Annotated in this window: 24 protein-coding genes; 17 read left to right on the forward strand and 7 right to left on the reverse strand. The window is 64.8% G+C overall.

The annotated features are described in order from the left end of the window. Positions 1-200 precede the first annotated feature (200 nt). The 4 genes from AB0J47_RS31540 to AB0J47_RS31555 are packed head-to-tail and all read right to left on the reverse strand — an operon-like array spanning position 201 to position 3,893. Positions 201-1,250 carry an ABC transporter substrate-binding protein gene (locus AB0J47_RS31540; protein ID WP_364354321.1) on the reverse strand — a complete coding sequence of 350 codons (1,050 nt, stop codon included), beginning with the start codon at positions 1,248-1,250 and terminating at the stop codon, positions 201-203. Further along, the gene (locus tag AB0J47_RS31545) at positions 1,251-2,006 is read right to left on the reverse strand and encodes an ATP-binding cassette domain-containing protein (protein ID WP_364354324.1); all 756 of its coding nucleotides are present in this window, start codon (positions 2,004-2,006) and stop codon (positions 1,251-1,253) included. It lies immediately after the preceding gene. Further along, positions 2,003-2,848 carry an ABC transporter permease gene (locus AB0J47_RS31550; protein ID WP_364354327.1) on the reverse strand — a complete coding sequence of 282 codons (846 nt, stop codon included), beginning with the start codon at positions 2,846-2,848 and terminating at the stop codon, positions 2,003-2,005. The genes AB0J47_RS31545 and AB0J47_RS31550 overlap by 4 nt, the downstream gene beginning before the upstream one ends. A gap of 1 nt (position 2,849) precedes the next feature. Further along, complete coding sequence (locus AB0J47_RS31555) at positions 2,850-3,893, reverse strand: NrtA/SsuA/CpmA family ABC transporter substrate-binding protein (protein WP_364354329.1); 1,044 nt, start codon at positions 3,891-3,893, stop codon at positions 2,850-2,852. A 284-nt stretch (positions 3,894-4,177) separates the two neighbouring features. Between AB0J47_RS31555 and AB0J47_RS31560 the strand changes: the two genes are divergently transcribed. Beyond that, positions 4,178-4,936, forward strand: coding sequence for an IclR family transcriptional regulator (locus AB0J47_RS31560; RefSeq protein ID WP_364354331.1), 759 nt, complete (start codon positions 4,178-4,180; stop codon positions 4,934-4,936). 313 nt (positions 4,937-5,249) lie between these two features. After that, a complete protein-coding gene (locus tag AB0J47_RS31565; protein ID WP_364354334.1) occupies positions 5,250-6,200 on the forward strand; it encodes a TIGR03564 family F420-dependent LLM class oxidoreductase in 951 nt (316 codons plus the stop codon). A gap of 100 nt (positions 6,201-6,300) precedes the next feature. On the opposite strand, the gene AB0J47_RS31570 is transcribed toward AB0J47_RS31565, so the two are convergent. Next, the gene (locus tag AB0J47_RS31570) at positions 6,301-6,483 is read right to left on the reverse strand and encodes a hypothetical protein (RefSeq protein ID WP_364354337.1); all 183 of its coding nucleotides are present in this window, start codon (positions 6,481-6,483) and stop codon (positions 6,301-6,303) included. Between the two features lie 397 nt (positions 6,484-6,880). Then, complete coding sequence (locus AB0J47_RS31575) at positions 6,881-7,819, reverse strand: class I SAM-dependent methyltransferase (protein ID WP_364354340.1); 939 nt, start codon at positions 7,817-7,819, stop codon at positions 6,881-6,883. A 153-nt stretch (positions 7,820-7,972) separates the two neighbouring features. Between AB0J47_RS31575 and AB0J47_RS31580 the strand changes: the two genes are divergently transcribed. Both AB0J47_RS31580 and AB0J47_RS31585 read left to right on the forward strand, forming a co-directional pair. After that, positions 7,973-9,736: a helix-turn-helix domain-containing protein gene (locus AB0J47_RS31580; RefSeq protein ID WP_364354343.1), complete on the forward strand. Its 1,764-nt coding sequence runs from the start codon at positions 7,973-7,975 to the stop codon at positions 9,734-9,736. A 282-nt stretch (positions 9,737-10,018) separates the two neighbouring features. After that, a complete protein-coding gene (locus AB0J47_RS31585; RefSeq protein ID WP_364354346.1) occupies positions 10,019-10,687 on the forward strand; it encodes an alpha/beta hydrolase family protein in 669 nt (222 codons plus the stop codon). Positions 10,688-10,793: 106 nt separating this feature from the next. Here the strand turns inward: AB0J47_RS31585 and AB0J47_RS31590 are convergent, their stop codons facing one another. Beyond that, complete coding sequence (locus AB0J47_RS31590) at positions 10,794-11,387, reverse strand: TetR-like C-terminal domain-containing protein (RefSeq protein ID WP_364354349.1); 594 nt, start codon at positions 11,385-11,387, stop codon at positions 10,794-10,796. Between the two features lie 713 nt (positions 11,388-12,100). Between AB0J47_RS31590 and AB0J47_RS31595 the strand changes: the two genes are divergently transcribed. From AB0J47_RS31595 to AB0J47_RS31655, 13 genes are all read left to right on the forward strand, one after another. Beyond that, on the forward strand, positions 12,101-12,364 hold the full coding sequence (locus AB0J47_RS31595) for a phosphopantetheine-binding protein (protein ID WP_040699456.1): 264 nt from the start codon (positions 12,101-12,103) through the stop codon (positions 12,362-12,364). A 38-nt stretch (positions 12,365-12,402) separates the two neighbouring features. Further along, positions 12,403-13,539, forward strand: a complete 1,137-nt coding sequence (locus AB0J47_RS31600) for a 3-oxoacyl-ACP synthase (protein ID WP_364354352.1) — start codon at positions 12,403-12,405, stop codon at positions 13,537-13,539. Beyond that, the gene (locus AB0J47_RS31605; RefSeq protein ID WP_364354355.1) at positions 13,536-14,549 is read left to right on the forward strand and encodes a hypothetical protein; all 1,014 of its coding nucleotides are present in this window, start codon (positions 13,536-13,538) and stop codon (positions 14,547-14,549) included. The genes AB0J47_RS31600 and AB0J47_RS31605 overlap by 4 nt, the downstream gene beginning before the upstream one ends. Next, entirely contained in the window at positions 14,546-16,234 is a 1,689-nt protein-coding gene (locus AB0J47_RS31610; RefSeq protein WP_364354358.1) for an FAD-dependent monooxygenase, read from the forward strand. Before AB0J47_RS31605 ends, AB0J47_RS31610 begins: the two co-directional genes overlap by 4 nt. Further along, positions 16,231-16,725, forward strand: coding sequence for an SCP2 sterol-binding domain-containing protein (locus tag AB0J47_RS31615; protein ID WP_364354361.1), 495 nt, complete (start codon positions 16,231-16,233; stop codon positions 16,723-16,725). Before AB0J47_RS31610 ends, AB0J47_RS31615 begins: the two co-directional genes overlap by 4 nt. Further along, a complete protein-coding gene (locus AB0J47_RS31620) occupies positions 16,722-17,999 on the forward strand; it encodes a beta-ketoacyl-ACP synthase II (protein WP_364354364.1) in 1,278 nt (425 codons plus the stop codon). The genes AB0J47_RS31615 and AB0J47_RS31620 overlap by 4 nt, the downstream gene beginning before the upstream one ends. 3 nt (positions 18,000-18,002) lie before the next feature. Further along, positions 18,003-18,455 (forward strand): DUF3237 domain-containing protein, encoded by a 453-nt coding sequence (locus AB0J47_RS31625; RefSeq protein WP_364354367.1) that lies wholly within the window; start codon positions 18,003-18,005, stop codon positions 18,453-18,455. 66 nt (positions 18,456-18,521) lie between these two features. Further along, complete coding sequence (locus AB0J47_RS31630; RefSeq protein WP_364354370.1) at positions 18,522-19,334, forward strand: ABC transporter ATP-binding protein; 813 nt, start codon at positions 18,522-18,524, stop codon at positions 19,332-19,334. An 8-nt stretch (positions 19,335-19,342) separates the two neighbouring features. After that, the gene (locus AB0J47_RS31635) at positions 19,343-20,068 is read left to right on the forward strand and encodes an ABC transporter permease (RefSeq protein WP_364354373.1); all 726 of its coding nucleotides are present in this window, start codon (positions 19,343-19,345) and stop codon (positions 20,066-20,068) included. Between the two features lie 27 nt (positions 20,069-20,095). Next, positions 20,096-21,112, forward strand: a complete 1,017-nt coding sequence (locus AB0J47_RS31640; RefSeq protein WP_364354376.1) for a DUF1702 family protein — start codon at positions 20,096-20,098, stop codon at positions 21,110-21,112. Then, the gene (locus AB0J47_RS31645; protein ID WP_364354379.1) at positions 21,113-22,741 is read left to right on the forward strand and encodes a fatty acyl-AMP ligase; all 1,629 of its coding nucleotides are present in this window, start codon (positions 21,113-21,115) and stop codon (positions 22,739-22,741) included. Between the two features lie 23 nt (positions 22,742-22,764). Beyond that, positions 22,765-23,439 carry an LppX_LprAFG lipoprotein gene (locus AB0J47_RS31650; protein ID WP_364354382.1) on the forward strand — a complete coding sequence of 225 codons (675 nt, stop codon included), beginning with the start codon at positions 22,765-22,767 and terminating at the stop codon, positions 23,437-23,439. A gap of 75 nt (positions 23,440-23,514) precedes the next feature. Further along, complete coding sequence (locus AB0J47_RS31655; RefSeq protein WP_364354385.1) at positions 23,515-23,955, forward strand: SCP2 sterol-binding domain-containing protein; 441 nt, start codon at positions 23,515-23,517, stop codon at positions 23,953-23,955. Positions 23,956-24,108 lie beyond the last annotated feature (153 nt).

Consider the following 24,108-nt stretch of genomic DNA (forward strand, 5'->3'; position numbering starts at 1 on the left):
AGCCCTCCGTGGTTACGCACGCTGCCTCCTCCGGGCCCTGACTCGGTCATGCGGTGTCCTTTCTGGCATGCCCGAGGAGCCCTCCGTGGTTACGCACGCTGCCTCCTCCGGGCCCTGACTCGGTCATGCGGTGTCCTTTCTGGCATGCCCGAGGAGCCCTCCGTGGTTACGCGCGCTGCCTCCTCCGGGCCCTGACTCGGTCATGCCGCGACCTTCCCGGTGGCGACCAGCTCCCGCGCCCGCGCCAGTGGCTCGTGGGCGACCCAGGAGTCGAGGTCGAAATCGGCGGCCAGGAAACCGTGGGTATAGAGGAACTGCTTCTGCACCCCGAGTAGTTCCACGCGTTCGGGATCCAGCGAAGGATGCAGACCACGATGGAACTCGGTGCCGTAGGCGGCCACGACTCCCTCAGGCCCGGACAGGGTTTCGCGTTGCAGCACCTCCCGCACACCGTCGAGATTGTCGGTCGCCCAGTCCGCGGCCCGCAGGCTTTGAGCCAAGAACCCGATCACCGCGTCCGGGTTGGTGTCGAGCAGATCCTGATGCACCGTAATCGGGCGCGGGGTGCCGTTGTTGACGCGCAGACGTTTGGTGTCGGTGGCGTCCAGGTCCACCGCCACCCGCAGCCCGTGCTGCGCGGCGACTTCCTGAGCGCGGGCACCTTTGACGTAGATGGCGTCCACCTCACCCCGCAGCAACTCCTCGGCGCCCCAGGTGATGGACCGGGCACGCTGCTGAACCTCGGTGCGCACCTGCGGATCCCGCTCCACACCCAGTTCTACGACCTGCACGTCGGCGAAGGTGAGCCCACCCAGTCGCAGGGCACTGTTGAACCCGTGCAGTGCCATCGCTCGCGGGAAGCTGCGCGCCTGATCCTGCGCCCAGGCCGGGATGCCGATCCGCAGCCCCGCCAGTTCGGCCGGTGAACGCACCGGCGACTGCGGGCCGGCCAGAATGGCCTGCGCTTCGTCGATCCAGGTCAGCCCGATCAGCCGGGTCGGTGAGCCCTGAGCGCGCGCGGCCAGCGCGGGCACGTTGCCGCCTTCACGCACCAAACCCTCGAGAGTGTGGTCGAAGTGGCGGGCGGCCAGCTCCGGGCCGGCGTCCTGCAGGACCCCGAAGTCCAGGCCGTGGGTACGGGCGATCTCGCCCAGCCAGCCCAGACTGTGAGCCAGCCCGCTGGCGGTCGGCACCGGGCAGCGGGTGTACCAGAGGGTGCCGGCGGGATCGGGCTGTGCTGTGTTGGTCATCTATGCTCCTGAGTTCTTCGAGGGCGCGGTGCCGACGCCGAGTTCGGCGAGGAAGGCCGCGCGATAGCGCAGCGCGGCAGGGTCGTTGCCGTCGCGCGGTTGGGCCAGGTCGATCTCGGTGTCCACCGCGAACCGGCCGTGATCGAGAATGAGCACCCGGTCGGCCAGGCGCACCGCCTCGTCCACGTCATGGGTCACCATGAGTACCGCCGGGTGATGGCGGGTCACCAACTCCCCCACCAGGTCCTGCATCTGCAACCGGGTCAGCGCGTCCAGCGCGGCGAACGGCTCGTCCAGCAACAGCAGTTCGGGTTCGCGCACCAGCGCCCGCGCCAGCGCCGCACGCTGGGCTTCACCACCGGACAGGGTCGACGGCCACTGCCGGGCCTTACCGTCCAGATGCACCTCGGCCAGCGCGCGCAGGCCCGCCTCCCGGGTCTGCTTCGAACGGCGTTGCCCCACCGTCACATTGGCCAGCACCCGCTTGGACGGGATCAGCCGCGGCTCCTGATAGACGGTGGTGCGCACCGTCGGCACCAGTACCTGCCCGGCGTCGGGGGTTTCCAGGCCGGTGAGCAGGCGTAGCAGGGTGGTCTTGCCGGTGCCGCTGGGGCCGAGCAGGACCACGAACTCGCCGCGGCGAATGGTCAGATCGACCCCGTCGAGGACGATCTTGTCACCGAAGGCCTTGCGCAGTCCGGTGATCCGCACGGCGACCGGCGCGGTGGCACGCGGTGACTGTTCGACGGCGGTCATCGGATTGCCAACTGCCGCCGCCAGGGCATCGCATACCGTTCGGCCAACCGCACCACGGCGTCGAAGATCAAGCCCAGCACCGCGTACAGCACCACGCACAGCACCATGTAGTCGGTGCGGTTGTACTCCTGCGCCAACGTGACCAGATAACCCACCCCCTCGGTGGTACCGACCTGTTCTGCGGCGATGAGGCCGGTGATGCTGATGGACAAGCACACCCGCAGCGCCATGAGGATCCCCGGCAGCGCCGAGGGCAGGATCACCTCCAGCACCAGCCGCGCCCCGCTCAAACCGAATCCGCGCGCAGCCTCGACCACTTTGCGGTCCACATTGCGCACTCCCAGATAGGTGTACGCGTACATGGGCGCGATTGTGGCCACAGCGATGAGTGCCACTTTGTACAGCTCGTCGATGCCGAACCAGGCGATGAACAAGGGCACCAGCGCCAGGAACGGCACCGCGCGCACGATCTGCATGGTCGAGTCCACCAATTCCTCACCGAGGCTGGACAATCCGGCGAGCAGGCCGAGCAGCAGCCCGACACCGACGCCCAGCCCGACACCGAACGCGGCCCGGGTGAACGAGGCCACCGCGAAGTCGAGCAGCTGGCCATTGCCCAGCAGTTCGGTGAACGCCGACCAGACCTTGGGCGGTCCGGCCAGCACCTGCGGCGAGAGCACACCGGTGGCCGAGCCGATCCACCAGGCGGCGACGATCAACGCGGGCAGCAGCACACGCAGCGGTACCGACAGCCAAGCCGGATGTGCTTTCTCGACCCGAGTCCGCGGCGGAGCCAACGCACCGAGGTCTTCCTCGGCGACGGGGACTGTGAGCACAGCCATGTCAGTGACCCGTCTCGAGTGCGGCCAGTTGCTCAGGAGTGAGCTTGGCCTTCAGGTCGTAGAAGATGTCGGAGGCACTGATCTTGCGGGTAATCACGCCGTTGTCGGCGAACAGATTTACTACATCGGCCAGATCGGTGGCATCGGAGTCGGCCGGCAGCCGCGGCACGGTCGCCTCCGCCCCGACCCGCAGAGCGTCGGCCAGGCGCGCACCACTGATCGCGCGCGGACCGGTCTGCTCGAAGACGTTCTCGAACCCGGCGGGATTGTCGTGCTGCTGAGCGGTCAGGCTCTGCAGCACTTCGAGGTACTTGGCCGCGACTTCGGGCCGCTTGTCGAGGATCTCGGTGCGGAACACCACCACCGAGTTGTCCTTGGAGCCGATGCTTTGTTCGGTGGCGATCTCCACGCCGCCGTTGGCCTTGGCCTCCTGATACGGCACCAGGAACGACGCCCACGCATCGACCTTGCCGGTCGCGAACGCCGAGGCGGCGTCCTTCTGCTGCAACGGAACTCGCGTCACCTTGTCAGCCGGGATACCGGCCTGCGCCAGTGCCTTGAGCAGGATGTATTCGCCCTTGGCAGCCGGGTTCACCGCGACCCGCTTGCCGACCAGATCCGCGACGGAGTGGATGCCGGAATCCTTGCCGGCGATGATGCCGCTCTGATCCTTGCCCGCCGGGTCCTGCACCGCGACGATACGCACGGCCACGTCCTTGGACAGCGCGCCGACCACCGGGCTGAACGCGGCACCGGAGACATCGAGTTCCTTGGTGTTGAACAGTTTCAGCATGGAGCTGAATCCCGGTGTGGTCGTGACCCATTCGACCTTCGCGCCCAGCGGTGCGAGCGCCTTGTCGAAGGTACCGTCGCGCTTGGCCACCGCCAGCGGACCGGAATTGCCGGGGTCGGCCACCTTCAGTACCAGCTCCGCCCGCGAGCCCGCCTCGGTGGCGGTTCCCGAGCTACACGCCGCCACCAGAGCAACGACGGGGGCGAGCGCGAGCGCGAGACGCCAACGGCTTGGCCTGCGCGTGCAGAACATCGTGGAATACCTCTTCCGAGTCAGGGATCGAAGCCGATCAATGAGCAGCGACAGTAGGGGCGCAGCCGCGGCGTTGCGAGGTAATGCTTTCCGAGGATCGGAAGGCTTGACACGTACACAATGGAAGCGTTATTGGACACCTATTTTCGGTCGACCGGGTGAAACACAATCTGCCGCCCCGCTTTTCGCTCGCCGTGAGCAGAACCCAGATAACGCCACAGTTTCCACATATCGGAAAGGACTGTCGCCCAGCGGCACCGCCGCGCCGTGTTACCGTCCCCGGCGTGGAAGCTTCCGGAGTGCAGACCGTCGCCCGTGCCCTGTCTGTGCTGGACTGCTTCCGCGGCGGCGAGGAACGCGGCGTATCAGAGATCGCCCGCCAGCAGGGCCTGGCGGTCAGCACCACCCACCGGCTACTGAGCGCCCTCGTGCAGGCCGGATTCCTCGACAAGAACGAAACCTCTAGCCGCTACCGCATGGGCGGCGCCCTAGCCGAATACGGCCAGATCGCCTACCGCCAGCACCGCATCTACCTCGCCGAACCCAGCCTCGAACAGCTCGCCACCACCACCGGCGCCAGCGCCTCGGTCGCCATCCGCCACAGCATCCACGCCGTACTGCTGGGCACCAGCCGCTGGCGCGACAGCGACGGCCACCGCCTCATGGGCGTTCGACTTCCCCTGCACGCCAGCGCCCTGGGCAAAGCTTTGCTCGCCTGGTCCGACACCCCCGACGACTTCCTGACCACCCTGCCCTACGACGAAGGCACCGCCCGCTCGGTCTCCACCCCCGCCGAACTGCGAGAAGAACTCACCCGCACCCGATCCCGCGGCTACGCCTACAACGACGAAGAACTCGACCCCGACTTCCGCACCATCGGCCTGCCGATCCTCACCCCAGCTGGCGACGCCCGCTTTGCCCTCGGCCTGCGCGGCCCCACCACACTCATGATCCCCGAGCGACTCCCGTTCCTCGTCGAGCTGGCTAAAGTGACCGCCACCGAGATCGCCACCCGCTTCGCCGCCGACCAGACCGGCGAATGACACCCGAACACATTGCCGTGCAAGGTATCCATGAGGTTCCCTGTCAGAGGTTGAACCGGTACCGAGCCGTCGACGACCGCTCCAGCAGGTCCGGACGCGCGTCGCGTGGCGGTCGGGCTGACGACAGCGAGTCCTCGACGCGAGAGGTCGACGGTCCGGTGGCAACGACCAGGTTGGCGCCATTACCACATCGGCGCGTCCCCTCCTCAGAAGATCGGCCCACAGTCTCCCAGACGACGAAAATCCTTGTGATCAAGCTGATTTCATCTCACCGTTCAGGAACAGGCGCGCACGCACGCGGGTTGCCCTTGGCATGACTCTCGGAATTGCGCTCGCTGCCTCGAATTCGGGCAACTACGTCGACCAGATCGTGGCGCAGGCCCGCTCGGTCGCCGAGCTGGGTATCGGGTCGGTGTGGTTCGGACAGCGGATGGACTACGACTCCCCCGCCCTCGCCGCCATCGTCGGCCGGGAGGTGCCGGGCCTACAGGTCGGCACCTCGGCCATCCCCGTGGTCGGCCGCCATCCGCTGCTGGTTTCCTCTCAGGCGCAGACCGCCCAAGCCGCGACGCACGGGCGCTATCACCTGGGTCTGGCCGTCGGTTCGGCGCTCGCCGCCAGCGCGTTCGGCACAGCCTTCGATCGGCCCATTACCCGCTTGCGCGAGTTCCTCATCGGGTTGCGGGAGTTGCTCGACACGGGCACCGCCGGCTTCCACGGCGAACTGCTGACGGTCACACCGCCGCTGCCGACCGCGGTTCCCGGGGCAGAACCGCGTGTACCGGTGTTGGTGGCCGCGATGGGGCCGCAAGCATTACGCGTCACCGGCGAACTCGCCGACGGCACCCTGCCGTATCTGGCGGGCCCGAAGACCTTGAGCGAGCACATCGTGCCGGTGATCACGCAGACGTCGGAAACCGCACCGCGCATCGTCGCCTTCGTCCCGGCAGTCGTCACCGCCGATGTCGAGGGCACCCGTGCGACGGCGGTGCAACAGCTGGCGTTCTACGAGCAGGTGCCGTCCTATCGCCGGGTCATCGAACTCGAAGGTGCCTCGCGGGCAGCGGAACTGGCACTCATCGGCGACGAGGAAACCATCGCCGCCGGAATCCAGCGCTACTACGACGCAGGCGCCACCGAGGTCGTGCTGACCACGACGGATCTGGCCGGCCCGGACGATCAGCATCGCACTTGGGCGCTGGCCGGGGCACTCGCGGCAGACCGGGCCGGCTCCTCGTCCGCTGCGGCCCTGCCCGGGTTGTAGGCATCGCGCCATCGGCGAACTCGGCCCGGGCGCACCCGCGCACGGCGTCGCCGACCAACCCGAAGAGTGGCGAGGCTGGCGAGCGCGCACAACGCGGTGGTTACCAGTCCATGCGGTTCCAGGCGCCGACGCTTGTCGATGTGGCCTGGTCGAAGGCTCGTTGGCAGATCTCGTCGATGATCGGGTTCTTGGCCAGGTTGTAGTCGGCAGGAGTGTCGGCTGTCAGACCTTGGAACGGGCCCAGTTCGATGTCGAACGGCACGGACGGCCGCGGCCGCGCCAAAGTTGATGATCATGGTGTAGCCGAACATGGCGGCCGCGCAGATCGCGATGAACTGGTCCCCACACGGCCCATGTCTGACGCTGAGCACGGCCGGCGCGTCATCGGATGCGATCGGCATGGACGCGCGGAGATTGCCTCCGGCCAGGTGGACGTTGCCCTCGTCGGCGACACGGAAGGCGGGCCTCGCCTGAGGTGTCGGTGACGACGGTTTCGTGCCGGCCAGCGCCTACGCACGCTACGGCTACTGGGCGCGCCGACGACGAATCCCCGGCTGGCTTGCCGCCCGGACTGCGGCAGCATGGTGATGGCGAAGGGGCAGGCATGTTCGTGCTCGAGAGCGCGGAACACGCCCGGTGCCGCGGCGCCCGGATCCACGCGTGGGCGCAGGGCTAGGCACCTACTGCGGTGTACCGGGTTTGGTGCAGACGAATTGCATGACGTCGATGCGGCCACAGCGAGCGTAGTCGGCGCATCCAGTCAAATACCGGATGCAGGCGTTGTAGGTATCGGGTCCGGCGAGTTCGATGGCGCGGTCGCGGTGCTTGTGCAATGCATCGGCCCAATGGTCGAGGGCGGTGGCGTAGTGCGGTCCCACCGACTGCATGTCGGTAACGGTGAATCCGGCGTCTTCGGCGTATGCGGTGACACCTTTGGGATCGCGTCCGCTTGGGGGCAGTAGCGGGCCGCCGCCGAAGATGGTTTCGGTGAGGAACCGCATGAACGCGTCATCGGTGCTAGTGTGTTGAATTCCGTGTCCACGCAGTTCGTCGCGATTGTCGCCGACGATGGCCTGCAGCAGCAGCACTCCATCGGCGGGCATTGTGCGGTAGGCGAATTCGAAGAACTCGCCGTAGCGATCTCGTTCGAAGTGTTCGAACGCGCCGATACACATGATCCGGTCTGCGCGGCGGTCGAATTCCTCCCAGCCTTGCAGCCGCACCCCACCATAGGGGCGCCCTCGGATCACCCGGTCGACCAGCAGATTCCGCACATACCGGTACTGGTCACGGCTGGGAGTCAGCCCGATCACATTCACCCCATAGGTGTCCATAGCGCGCAACATGGTCGAACCCCAGCCACAACCGACGTCCAACAAGGTCATCCCCGGCCGCAGATCGCACTGGGCCAGAGCGAGGTCGATCTTCGCCAACTGGGCTCGTTCCAAGGTGTCGTCTGGCTGGGGGCAGAACGCGCGACTAGGGGTAAGGGTCGGGTCGAGGAACAGTGCGAAGAACTCATCCGGCAGCTCGGCGCGGGATCGGACCTCTGCGAAGGTCGGCTCCCCCGATAGGTCGGTGATCTTTCGATGGGCCTTGCTGAGGCTCTGGGGGCTCAAACGTCTTCCTCCTGGTTTTGCTGGGCGAAGCACATCTCCTTGTGCCCATAACACAGCGGAAGCGATAGACTGACGGTCTCAATCTGAGACGCGCGTCATCCATTGAGATGGCCGCCACCATGGGTTGAGCAACAAGCACCGAGGTATGAGCAGATGCCGGATCCTCGAGCCGACGTCGCCGTGAGCCTAGAGAAGGCGCGCGAACAATTCCTCACCGTGGGTTCGCTCGATTTCCCGCCGGTGCGCGACACTGTGCTCGATTCGTGGTACCGATCGCGCGCGCTGCAGATCCATCCCGACCGTGTGGAGCTGCCTTATGTGCGGGACCCGAATCTCGACTCCCCGCTGGTGAGCGCCGCTGCGCCGGTACTGCGGCGGCTCGCGAGCGACCTGGCCGACCAGGCTGTCAGCGTCATCCTGACCTCGTCGGATGGGCTCTTGCTCGAGCGCTACGCCGCCGATGCCACAATCATGCGCACACTCGACGGTGTGCAACTCGCTCCCGGCTACAGCTATGCCGAGGACTTCGTCGGCACCAACGGAATCGGCACCACCCTGGAAACAGCCACCCCGACGTTCATTCGCGGCGGCGAACACTATCTCGGCACCCTCGGCGGGCTCGCGTGTGCAGGCTCGCCCATTCGCCACCCGCTGACGCGCTCGATGCTGGGCGTCATCGATCTCACCTGCTGGGCCAGCAGATCAGATCCGCTGCTGCTCGCCCTCGCCAACAGCGCGAGCAGCCAGATCCAGGACCGGCTCCGCGCGCTCGCCAGCGAAACCGAGACCGCGCTGCTGGAGACGTATCTGCGCCAATGCCGCCAGTATCCGCTCGGCGTGCTCGCGATCGGTGGCGACGTGGTGCTGATGAACCACTACCTGCGCCAGGCTCTCGACCCGCACGACCAAGGAGCGTTGCTGCAATATTCGACCGACCTGGTTCGTCCCGGGGCCGTCGGCGCCCTCCTGGCCCCGCTGCCGAGCGGGCAGACCGCGAAAGTGACAGCAGTCGAACGTATTTCGATACGTGGCAGCAGCTTCAACACAGTCCTGCACGTTCAGCTGCTCATCGACCGCGCCGTGGACCACCCGATCGCACACGGCACCCTCGCATTGCCCGGCATCGCCGGTAGGAGCAGCTCGTGGCGGCGTAGCTGCCAGCAGGTCGAACGCTGCTGCCGGAATCGCGAATGGGTGGTCATCGATGGCGAAAAGGGTTCCGGACGAACAAAACTCGCGAAATCTGTCGTCGCGCATGTCAGCCCCGGCAAGATGGCCCGGGTGCTGCGGACGGCCGACTTCGCCGACACCGAGGGACTGCTGTCCGCGCTGCGCACCGAAACCGGCAACAGCAATTTCAACGTTGTCATCAAAGATATGGACCGCCTGCCGACCGAGGCGATCGAGCCGATCGCGGACATACTCCAGACCTGTGCCGGTCGCGGATGGATCGCGGCAACAATGCATTCGGCCACGCCCGCTACGGCTCTCGATTCGCTGCTGCCACTGTTCAGCCAGACCGTCGGCGTGCCCGCACTCCGGCACCGCATCGAAGACCTCGAAGAGCTGGTCCCCTTCCTGCTGGGCGAGCTGACCAACGGCGCCGAAGTCCGGCTTGCCCCGGACGCCATGCGCCAGCTCAACAAGCTATCGTGGCCAGGCAACGTCGCCCAACTACGCCGGGTGCTAGCCGAAACCATTTCACAGCAACGATCCGGTCTGATCCACATCGACAGCCTGCCACCACAATGCCATTCGCTGACCCGGCGCAAACTGAGCCGGATCGAGGCACTGGAACGCGACGCGATCGTGCGCAGCCTGCAGGAGAACAGCGGCAGCAAGGCCGAAGCCGCCGCGGCACTAGGGATATCGCGGGCGACCATCTACCGCAGGATCAAGGACTTCGGCATCGAGTAGGCACAGTTGCCCGGATCGCGCCCGACAGACATCAATCAGTTGAACCAGTACCCGCACCGCGCCAACACCGCCCGCTTCATCGCCGGGCTGAACTGAGCCTCAACAGCGAGGTTGGCTGCGAACAGGTATCTGTTGGCATTCTATCGGTAGCAAGCCACACCCTGATCTGGTGACACTGTCTTCATGCGGAGTGGTCCTCGGTCACGCAGAGCACCCGACCGAACCGCATGTCATCGAGACAGCGTGCCTCGACGCCGCGGCTCGAGAGAGAAGGAGAAACGCATGGCGACGTTCGTCCTGGTGCCCGGCGGTTGGCACGGTTCCTGGTCGTTCGAGGCGGTGGTTCCGCTGTTGGAGCGTGCCGGTCATGCCGTTCACGCCCTGACCCTGACCGGTCTGCGGTCAGACGACGACGACGCGTCGGTTGCGACCGCCAACCTCGACACGCACGCCGACGACGTATTGCGGCTCCTCGATCGTGCCCACATCACCACCGCGACCCTGGTCGGTCACAGCTACGGCGGGATGGTGATCGCTGCCGCCGCCGACCGCGCCCGCGGCCGGGTCTCACGCCTGGTGCATCTCGACGCATACGTCCCGCGCGACGGCGAGTCGTGCTGGTCTTCAACGACCGAGCGCTACCGACAAGTGTTCGCCGCCGGCGCTGCGAGCACCGGCTACGCCGTCCGACCGCCGGACGGCGGCGATCCTCGCCGCCGTCCCCATCCCCTCGCCTCGTTCTTGCAAACGGTCCGGCTCACCGGCGCGCTCGCCCAAGTCCCTCGCAAGGAGTTCATCTATTGCTCGGGATGGGAAGACACGACGCCGTTCGCCGAACTCCGCACCCGACTCCAAGCCGATCCCGAGTGGCAGGTCCACGACCTCCCAACCGGCCACGACGCAATGCACGAGGCCCCGGATGCCGTCGCTGCACTACTGCTCAGCGAATGAATCGCGAATGCCTCGACCCACAACCGACCGGCCTGCCACTGACGGCAGGGTGATTGTTCGAGCCGCGGCTGGCGCGATAGCGCGCCTTGGGCATGGCGCCATGGCTCTAACTCCCGGACAGGACTCCGTCGACCACGACGCGGACCAACTTTTCGGGAAGATCCGGCGTTATCGGTCTGCCCGTCAAGATCACACGCAATTGGATCGAGGCGAATAATGGCTCGAGTACATCAACGGCGGCGATTCCGGGCCGGACCTCACCGCGGGTGATCGCGCGCTCGACGACAGGCGCCATCGCCCGAAGCCGGGTGTCGAAATACAATCGCCGCGCCTCGACCACAGCGGGGTTGTCCGTCGGGACAACACTCATTTGCAAAAGAGATCGCCCGACCGGACTGCCGAGATAATCACACGCCTGTTTCATGAGATCCGTCAGATCTTCGCGGAGCGAGCCGTGGTCGGGTACGACCAGCGACGCCTCGCTACGCGCCGTCAGCGCGTCGAGGATCATGCGTTCGCGGGTCTTCCAGCGACGATAGACCGATGTCTCGTGTACGCCGGCGAGCCGAGCGACCGCCGCGACAGACACAGCGTGTACCGGGGTGCCATTCATGATTTCCGACAGCACCGCGTCACGGACGGAAGTAACGATGTCTGTCGTGCTCTTGACCTGGGATGACACGCTCAACTCTTCAGGCATTCGCGCAGTATAACGACGCGAGAGCGCATTGCCCGGCAGTGGGATTTTATTGAGATTTTACCGAATGGGACTGGAGTTGAACGGCGCGTCGAGCCGGACGGGTCGGAAGAAATCTGGATCTCGAATTCGATTGTGGGCAAGTAGATCCGGACCGATTGGAGGAAGCGCTCGCCGATCTTGTCGTGGCGCATCGAATGCTCTGCACCAGGGTCCGCCGGATGACACTCAGCACCGGATGGCACCCGACAGATGATGACCGCATCGCTGTCGGCAGGTCGTCGCGATGCTCGTTCTGCCGCGTGCAGAGCCTCGAGGATCGCGCGCAGAACGCGGGTATGCGCGAGGCGCTACGCCCCCTCCCAGGTGGATCCGCTTCGCCACCACCAGGTTTCGACCCCAAACCGCAACCCCCTACTACATCTGACTATGGATGAGTTGAGTCACAGCAACTCGTGTTGCGCAGTTGGGCCGACCCGATTATGGTCATACGCAAGTCGACTTGCGCGATGTCAGGCGGGGCCGGATAGGGGAGATCCTCGAAGCACTTGTCGTGTTGTGCATACGGTGACTATGCGGTAAGGAAACGCCGCGCCTGGAAGAAAGTCGACTTGAACGCGACATTGCCGTCGCCGCGTTCGACAATGCTGTCGCTACGTTCATTGCAAATAATTGGCCCGCTAGAGCCGTATCTGCACAGTGAATCGGAGATCCTGATGAGCCTCGAAACGGACGTGTACGGCGACATCGCCGACTATCTGGAAAACCACTACAGCATCGAGATCGACAAGGTAGACCCTTCCGCGACATTCGAGGAACTGGGTCTGGATTCGCTCGGCCTGCTTGGCATTGCGGACATATTGGAGCGAAAGTACACGATTTCGCTGAATGACGAGCGAATCGCCAGTATCAAGACTTTCGGCGAACTCGTCGATACCGTGCGGTCACGCTCGGAGGAATCCAGCGCGAAGTCCCTATAGAGGACCGAGTGTCACATTCGACAGCATTGGAGAATTCGGTGACCGCATATATCACCAGTACTGGTCGCTTTCTTCCGGGCGAGCCGGTAACAAACGACGAAATCGAAGACTTTATTGGCAAAGCGGGAAACGCGAGCTCTGCTCTTCGGGACACGATTCTCGCCAATAGTGGTATCAAAACTCGCTATTACGCCCTGGATCGGGAACAGCGAACTGTGTTCTCGAATACGGAGTTGGCCGCTCGGGCGGTGGAGGATGCCGTCGAGCGATCGGAGATCGCTGCGGAAGATTTACAGTTACTTGCCGCCGCCACGACGCTACCGGACCTGATGGGACCGGGTCACGCGAGTATGGTCCATGGCCGCCTCGCATATCCGCCGTGCGAGATCGTCACCGCGCACGGCATCTGCAGCTCGGGAATGATGGCGCTGAAGAACGCCTACTTGCAGGTGGCAATCGGCGAGAAGGCAGCCGCTGTCGCGGTCGCCAGCGAGTTCGCTTCTCGTGGATTCAAGAGCAGTCGATACAAGTCGCTGGAGAGCCGGACCGAGGAAGGTTCGCTGCCCATGGAGACCGCGTTTCTGCGGTATATGCTCTCCGATGGCGCGGGAGCGGCGGTCGTCCAGGACAAGCCGAGATCGAACGGGGTGAGCCTGCGCATCGACTGGATTTCGCTGACCTCGTACGCCAATACCGAGAAAGCGTGCATGTATTTCGGCAGCGAGTCCAACGATGCCGAGAAGACCTGGATGGATTATCCGAACGCAACGGAAGCCGCTGACGCCGGTGCTCTGGTCGCACGACAGCGACTCTCGCTGCTACCACATCTGGTAAAGGTCGGTATCGACGAGTATGAGCGTTTGCTGAACGACGGGAAATTCGACCCGACTACTTTGAAATGGATTCCGGCGCACTATTCGAGCGAGCGGATGAAGTCGATGGTGCTCGGCGAATTGTCGCGGCGCGACGTTCCACGGCCGGGGCCCGAGGTGTGGTACAGCAATCTCACCCGGGTCGGGAATATCGGCAGCGCAAGTATTTTCGTGATCCTCGACGAAATGCTGCGCGACGAGCTCATCACGCCGGGCGACACGCTGCTGTGCATGGTCCCGGAATCCGGGCGTTTCGCGATTTCGTACATGCATCTCACGGCAGTGGGCGGCACGGGCTCATGAGTGCTGCGCCTCGGGATCTGCCCGTGCGGGACGTCGGCGCCGAACCGGCTGTGATCGCGGTGTATTGGTTTTCGCAGACCGGACAACTGCGTGAGTGTCTCGAACATTTTCTCGAGCCACTGGTAGAAGCCGGTTGCGACGTCCGGTGGATCGAAGTCACCACCTCCGGTGACTTTCCGTTTCCGTGGTCACTCGGTCGTTTCTTCGGGGTATTTCCGGAGGCCGCAGACGCCGAGGCGACCGTGGACATCTCCATCGAGGACGGCGGTCGACCAGCAGGCGATGATGTAGATCTCGTGCTCGTCGCGCACCAGGTGTGGTACCTCAACCCGTCGATTCCGATGCGAACGCTGGTGCGGCGCTACCCCGATCTGGTGACCGATCTGCCGGTCGTGCAGTTCATCGCATGCCGCAATATGTGGGCGTCCGCGGCGGTGAGTATGCGCACCATGCTCACCGCCGCGGGTGCTCGCCAAATCGGTGTTATCGCGGTTACGGATACCGCCAATCAACTTGTGTCACTGTTCACCACCCTGCGGTGGTTGTTGTTGGGCCGGCGGGAGGCGTCGTTCGGTCTGCGTGCCGCCGGTGTGCCCGATGCCGAGCATCAACGGCTGCGTCGGCTCGGTCGGCAACTGGTCGAGGCAGGCGCTGCCAGCGGCGAGCGGGTCACCGCTGTGATGCCCGAGGTGTTGGTGCGGGCCGAATCAGCACGCGAAAATGCCGCGGTGATCGGTCCGGACCTGCTGGCCGGCGCGGCATTTCGATTCGCGGCAGGACGGATCCGCCGCCACACCAGGCCCGGTGGGATCGGTGAGAAAGCAGCACTGGCCGTTTTCGTCAGCGCGCTGGGTTCGGCGATCGCAATCGGCCTGCCGGTAGCCACAGTGGCGCGCATCGCTTTTCGTCATCGAGTGGACGCCGCCATCACTAAGTATCTCGACCGCACGCTGTACGCGGTTGCCGACGACGGCGTGCCCGTGCGGCCTCGACACGGGGTGCCACTATGAGTGTCGACGACTGCGAGGTATTGATTGTCGGTGGTGGTCCGACCGGCCTGATCGCCGCACATCTATTGGGCCGCACGGGGATTCGCACCCACCTGGTGGAGAGCCGATCGAGTGCGTCCACACATCCGCGGGCCACGATGGTCAATGTTCGCACCGCGGAAATACTGCGGGACCTCGAACTGCTCGGCCCGGCACAGGAGGTCGGCACCAGTCTGGAGGCGTCCAGTCGGGTCAGTTTCCACACCACCCTGGTCGGTGCTGAACTCGGCGAGATCGACATGGTGGGAGATGCCGAGAAACTCATGCGGACGGTGTCGGCGAGTCCAGTGCTGCCGCTGATCTGTCCGCAGAACGAGTTGCAGACGCTCTTGCTGCGTGAGTTACCCAACTACCCCTGCGTCAGCGTCGAGTCGGGTGTGGAGATCACCGATCTGATCGTCGACGCCGATGGGGTCGGCGCGGTACGAGCGGACAATTCCGCGCTACGCGCTTCCTACGTGGTCCTCGCCGAGGGAATTCACGGTCGGTTGCGTGAGCGCGTCGGCATTACAGTCCAGGCCTGCGCACCGCTCGGAACGATGTTGGACATCCATTTCACCGCCGATCTCGGCTCGGCGGTCGCAGGCAAGCAGAGCGCCCTGTACTGGGTCATCAACGATGACATACAGGGGGTGCTCATCACCGTCTCGCCGCAGCGCGGTACCTGGCTGCTCGAGCTGACCGGCATCGACATCGACCCATCGGCGATGCCCGACAAAAGCGAATGTGAGCGCCTGGTCCGAATGGCGATCGGTGCGGCCCACATCGACATCACGATCGAGTCGGTCCGGACGTGGGCGATGGGTACGACGGCCGTCGACCGGTGGAGTGACGTCCACCAACGGGTATTCGTGGCAGGCGACGCGGCGCACAGCTTCCCGCCGACCGGTGGCTTCGGCATGAATACCGGCATCCAGGACGCGCACAACCTCGCGTGGAAGCTGCACGGTGTGCTGCGTGGCTGGTCGAGTCCGCGGCTGCTGAACACCTACGAACCCGAGCGCCGCCGCGTCGCGGACTTCAACGCCGCGCGCAGCGTGCACAACGCCGTTGCCATGGACGAGTTCTTCACATCGGCACGGTCGCTGATCGGATCCGGAAAGGGATCCGACCCCGAGATCAGCGAGGCCGCCGCACTGGCCGACGGCATCGAACGACAACGGCCGCATTTCGACTTCTACGGTCAGGCAAGGGGATTCGTCTACTCCACCGACGAAGACCACCCGCAACCGGTTGTCGCGGACGTGGTCGACTATCACCCCAGAGTGATAGTCGGTGCCGTCGCACCACATCTGTGGCTGGAAGAGGATGGCCGACGCACGGCCGTCGCCGATCTGACCGACGGGGCCTTCGCGCTGCTGACTTCCGTCGAAGCCGCGCCCGAATGGCGGGACTCGTTCGGCGCGTGGGCGTCGGTGCTCGGTGACATACCGCTGCGGGTATGGCCGGTGTCCCCGGTACCGCGTTCGGACGCCTTACACGATTTCCGCGACGACGCCATCGGGGTCTTCGGTTTGTCCGACGCGGCGGCAGTCGTCGTGCGTCCCGACGGCCACATCGGCGCGATATTGCCCGGTGCGGATCCGCACGGCGAATTGGCCCGATACCTCAACTCGATACTCGGCGAGAAAGCAGTGACCGCATGACCGACATTTCCCAGGACGAGACCTCCGGCGTCGATCCGCAGCTCGCCGCGGATCTGCTCAGCAATGACCGGGGTCGGGTCAAGCGCGCGATCGAGAGCATCTCCGCACAGCGGCTCGCGGACCATCTCGAGACCGACACCGGCACAGCGGGTTTGGTCGCGGCATTCGATTTGATGCCGACGTTCTATCGCGGCGGTCTGCCCGAGCGTGCGGTGATTCGCTGGGCCGTGACCCGGCGCTCGCAAGGCAAACTCGAACGCGACGTCGAGCTGACCCCCGACAGCTGCACAATCGGCGAAAAGGGCGCCTTCTCCGCGCAACCGGCGGCGACACTTACCGCACCCGCATCGGCGTTCGTCGCGCTGGCCTGCGGTGCGACGCGCGGTGTCGAACTGATGTCGCGGGGTGATCTGCGGGTGGCGGGCAACGTGCAGCTCGCGATGAAGATGGAGCGCCTGTTCGATCTCGAGCCGAATGCGACATCGTCATGAGCGCGCCGAGCCTGCCGCGCGCGGTGACCGCGCGGCGCAGGGTCGCCATCACCGGGATCGGTGTGGTGTCGCCGGTGGGAAACTATCCCGGCGTGCTGTGGGACAACCTGCTCGAAGGTCGTTCGGGCGTCAGCCCCATCACCACGTTCGACGTTGCGAACAAACGGGTCCGGATCGCCGCGACGGTCGACGATTTCACGGCGACGGACTGGATGGAACGCAGGGACGCCATCCGGTTCGATCGTTTCTGTCAGCTCGCGATGGCAGCCTCCGACCTGGCACTCAAAGACGCCGGTGAGCTCAGCGCCGATCCGTCGGACGTTGCGGTGATCATCGCCAGCGCACTCGGCGGGGCCGACACGATTCGCACCACAGTCGGCAACGACCCGGACGGTGAACGGATCCCACCGACCTTCATCCCCGTATCAATGTCCAATGTCGCCGCCTCGGTGGTGGCCCAACGCCACGAATTCGGAGGGCCGAGCTACTCGCCGAGCAGCGCGTGCGCGTCCTCGGCCGACGCCGTCGGCCAGGGCATGCGGATGATCAGAGACGGATACGCCGACGCATGCGTCGTCGGTGGATCCGAAGCCTGCGTCAATCCCGTTATGCTGGCGGGCTTCGCCAGTATGCGGGCACTGTCGCGGCGCAACGACAGTCCCGAGCAGGCCGCGCGCCCCTTCGACGCCGACCGCGACGGATTCGTGTTGGGCGAAGGCGCAGCGGTGCTGGTGCTCGAGGACATGGATCACGCTCTCGCGCGGGGGGCGACCGTATACGCCGAAATCGCGGGCTACGGTCAAACGAACGACAGCCACCATCTGACCGCACCGCGGGCCGATGGTTCCAGCGCCGCTCGGTCGATTCGCAGCGCGCTGCGCGACGCGGGCATCTCGGCAACCGATGTGGACTACGTCAACGCCCACGGCACGGGCACAGTCCTCAATGACCGCGCGGAAATGGCCGCATTGCGTGCTGTTTTCGGTGCCGATCTCGCGAAAACCGTTGTGGGTTCTACCAAGTCGATGACCGGTCACCTCCTCGGCGCGGGAGGCGCGTTGGAGGCCGCCATTGCCGCGCTGGCCGTCAAGACATCGATGATCCCGCCGTCGGTCAATCTCGACCAGGTGGCCGAGGACTGTGCGGGCGCAGCGTTCATCTCGGCGCCGACCGACTCCGATGTCGCTGCCGTGCTGACGAATTCCTTCGCATTCGGCGGACACAACTCGTCATTGGTCCTGCGTCGCAACGACTGTTACCGCACAGAGGAGTAGCTCGTGGAACTGAAGCTCGAAGGTGAAGTCACCGCCTCATTGCATCCTCCTCGCATGGTGGGCAATACCCCGCACGGAATTCGTATGTTCATCGAAGTCGGTGAGGGAAAACTGGAGGGTGAGCGCATCAACGGGCGCGTGCTGCCCGGCGGTGGTGACTGGGTGCTGATCGGCACCGATCAGTGGGCGCGCGCCGATGTACGCGTGCAATTCGAGACCGACGACGGTGCGATCATCTACGCCCAATTCGATGGGCTGATCGAGATGACCGACGCCGTGCAGACAGCGTTCGCGGACGGGGTGCCCACCGCATTCGAGGACCAATACTTCCGGGTGCTGCCGCACCTGGAGACCGGTGATCCCGACTACGAATGGGTCAACCAGACGCTTTTCGTCGGTGAGGGCCGATTTACCGAAGGCTTCGGTCTGCAATACCGCTTCTACCGGATCACCTGATCCGAACTGACCGGCCTCGCACAGTGTCACATCCTTCCTCTGTCTGAAAGTGAGGTGATCGGCCTGATGAATTCATCGGATGCCAACTCGTCGTCGAGTGCGATCGACGTCCGATCGGTGACTGTGCGCCGGAAGCGGAAAACGATCCTCGACGACATCTCGTTCACCGTCGGCCAGGGCTCGGTGACGGGTTTGCTCGGGCCAAGTGGATGCGGAAAGACAACACTGATGCGCACCGTCGTCGGCGTGCAGAAGTTCTCGTCAGGCACGATCACCGTGCTCGGTCAGCCGGCCGGGCATCGGCGGCTGCGCCGTGACGTCGGCTACGTGACCCAGTCGCCGTCGATCTACGACGATCTGACCGTTCGGCAGAATGTCCGCTACTTCGGGGTGATGTACGGGACGAAGGCCGAGTCGGTGGATCGGGCCATCGAGGATGTCGGGCTGCTCACCTACCGAGACACGCTGACCGCCAAGCTTTCCGGCGGACAGCGTGCACGGGTGTCGCTGGCGTGCGCGCTGATCGCCCGGCCCAAGCTGCTGGTGCTCGACGAGCCGACGGTCGGCCTCGACCCGGTGCTGCGTCGTGACCTGTGGGCCTCCTTTCACAGCCTGGCCGATGACGGCACGACGTTATTGGTGTCGAGCCACGTGATGGACGAGGCCGAACGCTGTGATCGGCTCCTGCTCATGCGGGAGGGCAGCGTGCTCGCCGATTCCGACCCCGCGGGCTTGCTGGGGCGAACCGGAGCCGACACTTTGGAGGGCGCTTTCCTTCGGCTGATCGAGTCCAGTGACGGAGCACGATCGTCCACCACCGTGAAACACCTCTCGACTCACCAGGTTTCCGAAGAGATCCGGCCGGAGGTTTCGTTGTGAATGCCCACATGCTGTTGCACACGACCGCGCGTGTGCTCACCCAGATTCGCCACGACCGCCGCACGGTGGGGCTACTGCTCGTGGTGCCGAGCGTGCTGCTGACCTTGCTGCGCTTCGTCTTCAACGGTCGCCCCGACATCTTCGACCAATTGGGATTGATGCTGCTCGGCATCTTTCCGTACGTGTCGATGTTCATGGTCACCAGCGTCGCCATGCTGCGTGAACGCACCACCGGCACGTTGGAACGACTCATGAGCACGCCACTGTCGAAGATGGATCTACTGCTCGGCTACGGACTGGCCTTCGCCATGGTCGCCGTGGTGCAGGCCGCGGTGGCCGCCACGGTCGCCTACCAGTTCCTGGGGCTCGAATCGCAGGGGTCCATCGCCGCAGTGCTGCTGATCGTCATCGCGACGGCTGTGCTCGGCTCATCGACCGGTCTGCTGACCAGTGCGTTCGCGCAATCGGAGTTCCAGGCCATGCAGTTCATGCCCGCGTTGGTGATCCCGCAGCTGCTGCTCTGCGGTCTCGTTTGGCCGCGGGAGGATATGTCCGGATTCTTGCAAGGGCTGAGCAACGTCGTGCCGCTGCGCTACGCCGCGCAGGGGCTCACCGAGATAGGCACGTATCCACACCCGACCACCACGATGTGGATCGACCTGGTGGTCGTGGCAGCGTTCGCTGCGGCTTCCTTGCTCACCGGTGCGGTAACGCTACGCCGACGCAGTTCGTAACCATCCGATCGCAGCAGGAGCTTCCACGTGACAGCACTTCGCGTTCTTCGCCGAATACTGCCGGTACCCACTCAGGCCGACGCTTTGTTCGCACGCCGTGGGTTCCCGACATCGGCACCGATCACCAGCACACTCGAACAGGTTGGCGTGCAGGTGATCCGGGGTTTCGAGATGGGCGCAGACATTGCCGACATCGATGACCTCGCAGCGGCTCTCGACCATATCGACCCGTTCTATCGCAGCCTGGCCTACGAAGGGGCGGTGACCGCGCTCGTCACCCGCGACCTCATCGACCTTCGGCGGCGTCACCTGGCCCGGCAATTCGTCGAGGGTCCGGGTGCCCCACACGCCTATATGGCTTACGTCGGCTATGGGCTACTGATGCCGCGACTGCCCCGGTTCCTTTGGCGACGGTGCACGCCGAACCTCGGCGACGATGCGGTGTTGTCGCATCTGACCTGGCTGGCGGCCGACGGATTCGGTTTCGACGGCGCGTTTTTCCAGACGCAGCGATGGATCGACAGGCAGTGGCGGCCCAAACCGTACTCGTGGGAAGGTGACAGTTCCTACTTCCTGCGCGCCGTCGATCAGGGCGTCGGGCGAGCGTTGTACTTCGTCAACGACGCGGATCTCGAGGCGATCGCCCACCGGATCGAGCGTATGGATAAAGCCCGTCGGGCCGACATGTGGAGCGGCATCGGTGCCGCCATCGCCTATCTCGGTGGAGTCGCGGAGAGCGACATACGCACAGCGCAGCGTCGTGCCGGGCCCGCGGTCGCGGATATGGCACAGGGCGCCGCGTTCGCGATAAAGGCGCGAGCTCATGCCGGGTACCTACCGGATTGCTCGGTTTCGGCAGCACGAGTGCTCTGTAATTCCGATGTCGATGCGGTCGTCGCGGTCGTCGACGAGGCCAGCACACAACCGTTCGGCACGGGCGAGCCCGGTTACGAGCAATGGCGCCGCCGGTTACGCGAGCGGCTCACGCCACCAACGTTGTTGGGCGTGGACCGACAACCGGCCGATCAACCACGAGGAGCTTAGATGTCGCGCTTTATCGATGACGTACTGGCCAGCAGTGCCTCCGAGCGGGGTTTCTCCTACGGCGATCCCGATGCGCTGCGCAGGAAGACCTGGGCAGAGCTGCTGCGGCACAGTCGATGTGCTGCGCAGTCGCTGGCCGATCAGGGTGTGACCATGGGTTCGCGAGTCGCCATTCTTGCCGGTGAACCCGAGGACGTCGTGGTAGCGGTACTGGCCTGCTGGTTGCTCGGCGCCTCGGCCACCATGCTGCATCAACCGACGCATCGAACCGATCTGACTGTCTGGGCGCGTGACACCATCAGATCCCTCGATGTCATCGACGCCAAACTGGTGTTGATCGGACCCCCCTTCGACAGCGCGGCGACCATCCTCGCCGAGCACGATGTGCTCAGTGTGTCGATCGCCCGGCTGGATTCGTCGACACCGTTGGAGCCCACCGATGTTCCGGATGACACCTTGGCGCTACTGCAGCTGACGTCGGGATCCACCGGCAGCCCGAAAGCTGTTGCCATCACGCATGCCAACCTGTACGCGAGCGGTCACGCCATCGCGCGGGCATCCGATATGGATCCGGCCAGAGATGTCGGGGTGAGCTGGTTACCGCTGTTCCACGATATGGGCATGGTGGGGTTCGTGGCGACGCCGTTGCAGTTCGGGGTCGAGGTGGTGTGTGTGAGTCCGACGCATTTCCTACGTTCACCGCTGGTATGGATGGAACTCATCACTCGACATCACGGCACGATGACCGCCGCGCCGAACTTCGCCTACGAGATCGTGGCACGGCGAATGGAGTCGGCTCCGGATGGGGCATTCGACTTGTCCAGTATGCGGTTCGCGTTGAACGGTGCCGAACCTATTGATGCGACCGCCGTCGCCCAATTCATCAGGGCCGGAGCGCGTTTCGGTTTGTCCGCAGGTGCAGTGGTGCCCGCTTACGGCATGGCGGAGGCCACGCTCGCGGTGTCGTTCAGTCCGATCGGTAAGGGCGTGCAAACCGATGCGGTGCGGCCCGACGCCATCGAGACGACCGGTTGCGCGACGCCGGCCGAGGGTGCGGACGCCCGGCTGCTGGTGACGCTAGGGGCGCCGGTTCCCGGTGTCGAGGCACGAGTGCTGGACGACACCGGAGTATCTGCACAGCCCCGAACGGTCGGTGAGATCCTGATCTCCGGTGCCACGGTTACCGATGGTTACTTCACCGAAAACGGTTACAGCTCAGCGCGAAACGAGGGCGGGTGGTTGGCGACCGGTGATCTCGGCTACCTGACCGAATCGGGTGAGATCGTCGTCTGTGGGCGCAAGAAGGACACCATCATCGTCGCGGGCCGCAATATTTTCCCGACCGACATCGAACGCGCCGCCGCGACGGTGGCGGGTGTCCGACGGGGCAACACCGTCGCAGTGCGACTCGAGCCGGGGGAAATCCGCGAGAGTTTCGCGGTCGCCGTCGAGTCCGCCGATTGGAACGATGACCAGCACATCGTACGTATCCAACGGGAGGTCACCCGCGCCGTCCGCGACAGCGTGGGGGCAACACCGCGCTCGGTCGCCGTTGTCGCACCGGGTTCGATACCGAAGACACCGTCGGGCAAGGTGCGCCGAACAAACTCCGCCCACCTGGTCCGATGATCGGCCGACGCGCTGGTATCGCCGTGACCGTCCTCCTGTTGTCGATCGGCGGCACCGCCTGCACCGCCGATGGTGGTTTGCCACGTTCTGCCCAGTTGCTCCGCAACGCGGCGGCGGCGGCGCGTGCAACGACAAGCGCGCACATCACCTTGCAGCTCAGCGGCGCGCCCCTGAGCGGAGTGAGTGTGCGGGCCATGTCGGCCGACGTGGTCCGTGACGGTGACGCGCGAGCGAAAGGACAGCTGGTGGTGCCGTCGGTACTCGGTGACGCCCACGTTGATTTCGTCGAGATCGACTCGACCATCTATACCCAGGACGCCGCCGGCCGATTCGCGCCGGCGCCACCACAACAGAACGGGTCGGCTAATCCGTTACCCACTGCGTTGATAGACCCGCACCGAGGAGTCGCGAACCTCCTGACATCGATGTCTTCGGCACGGACCGAGGCAAAGGAGACCATCGCCGACGTCGAAGCGTTCCGCGTCACCGGACTCGTTGCGGCCCACGACATTGCACAGGTGGTGCCGAGCGTGACCACGGACGGGAGGTTGACCGTGTGGTTCAAAGTGGGTGGCCGACACGAGCCGGTTGCGACCCGGCTGGTGATCGGTCAGGGGGATCCCGCATCGCAATCCGTGCTCGACCTGACGGTCAGCGCCGTCAACCGTCCCGTACATGTCGCCGATCCCCGCCAATAGCTTGCGGTCGGCAAGCTACGAACACCATGCCGACGAACGGGCAACAACCATTCGGCGGCCGATGAAGGGAATCCGATGTACGACATCACCGAGATCGACCCCGAGCAAGTCTCACCGGGTGAGTTCAAGAACCTCATCGCCAACACGTCCGATGAAAAATTGCGCGCCGCGCTGGCTGATCCGAACATACGAAACACCATGCTCGACACCGTTTTCGCGCGCATGCCGGACCGGTTGAGTGTTGACGAAGCACGCGGTGTCGATGCAACCGTGCTATGGCGAGTGGGACAGACTCCCGACGAGTGGCTGGTGACGATTCGCGACGGTGCGTGCACCGTGACGAAGGCGACGGCAGGTGTCAAACCGACGGTGTCCCTGACGCTGGGAGATGTCCTGTTCCTCCGATTGTTGTCCGGGCAGGCGTCGGGGACGAAATCGATGCTTTCCGGCAAGTTGCGTGTCAAGGGTGATGTCCTCTTCGCCAGGCGAGTGGAGAAGCTGTTCAGCACGGATTGACGCCGGCTAGCGACTCGATTCCGCACCGCCCGCACATCTGGACGATTCAGCTCACCTATAGGTCGACAACAGTCGATCACCTTTCTCGGTTCGGTTGCCGACGTATACCAGTGGACAACGTTTCCGAGACGGGGATCGTAGCGGGATCGGGCT

It is taken from the genome of Nocardia sp. NPDC049737, assembly GCF_040674755.1.
GTDB lineage: Bacteria > Actinomycetota > Actinomycetes > Mycobacteriales > Mycobacteriaceae > Nocardia.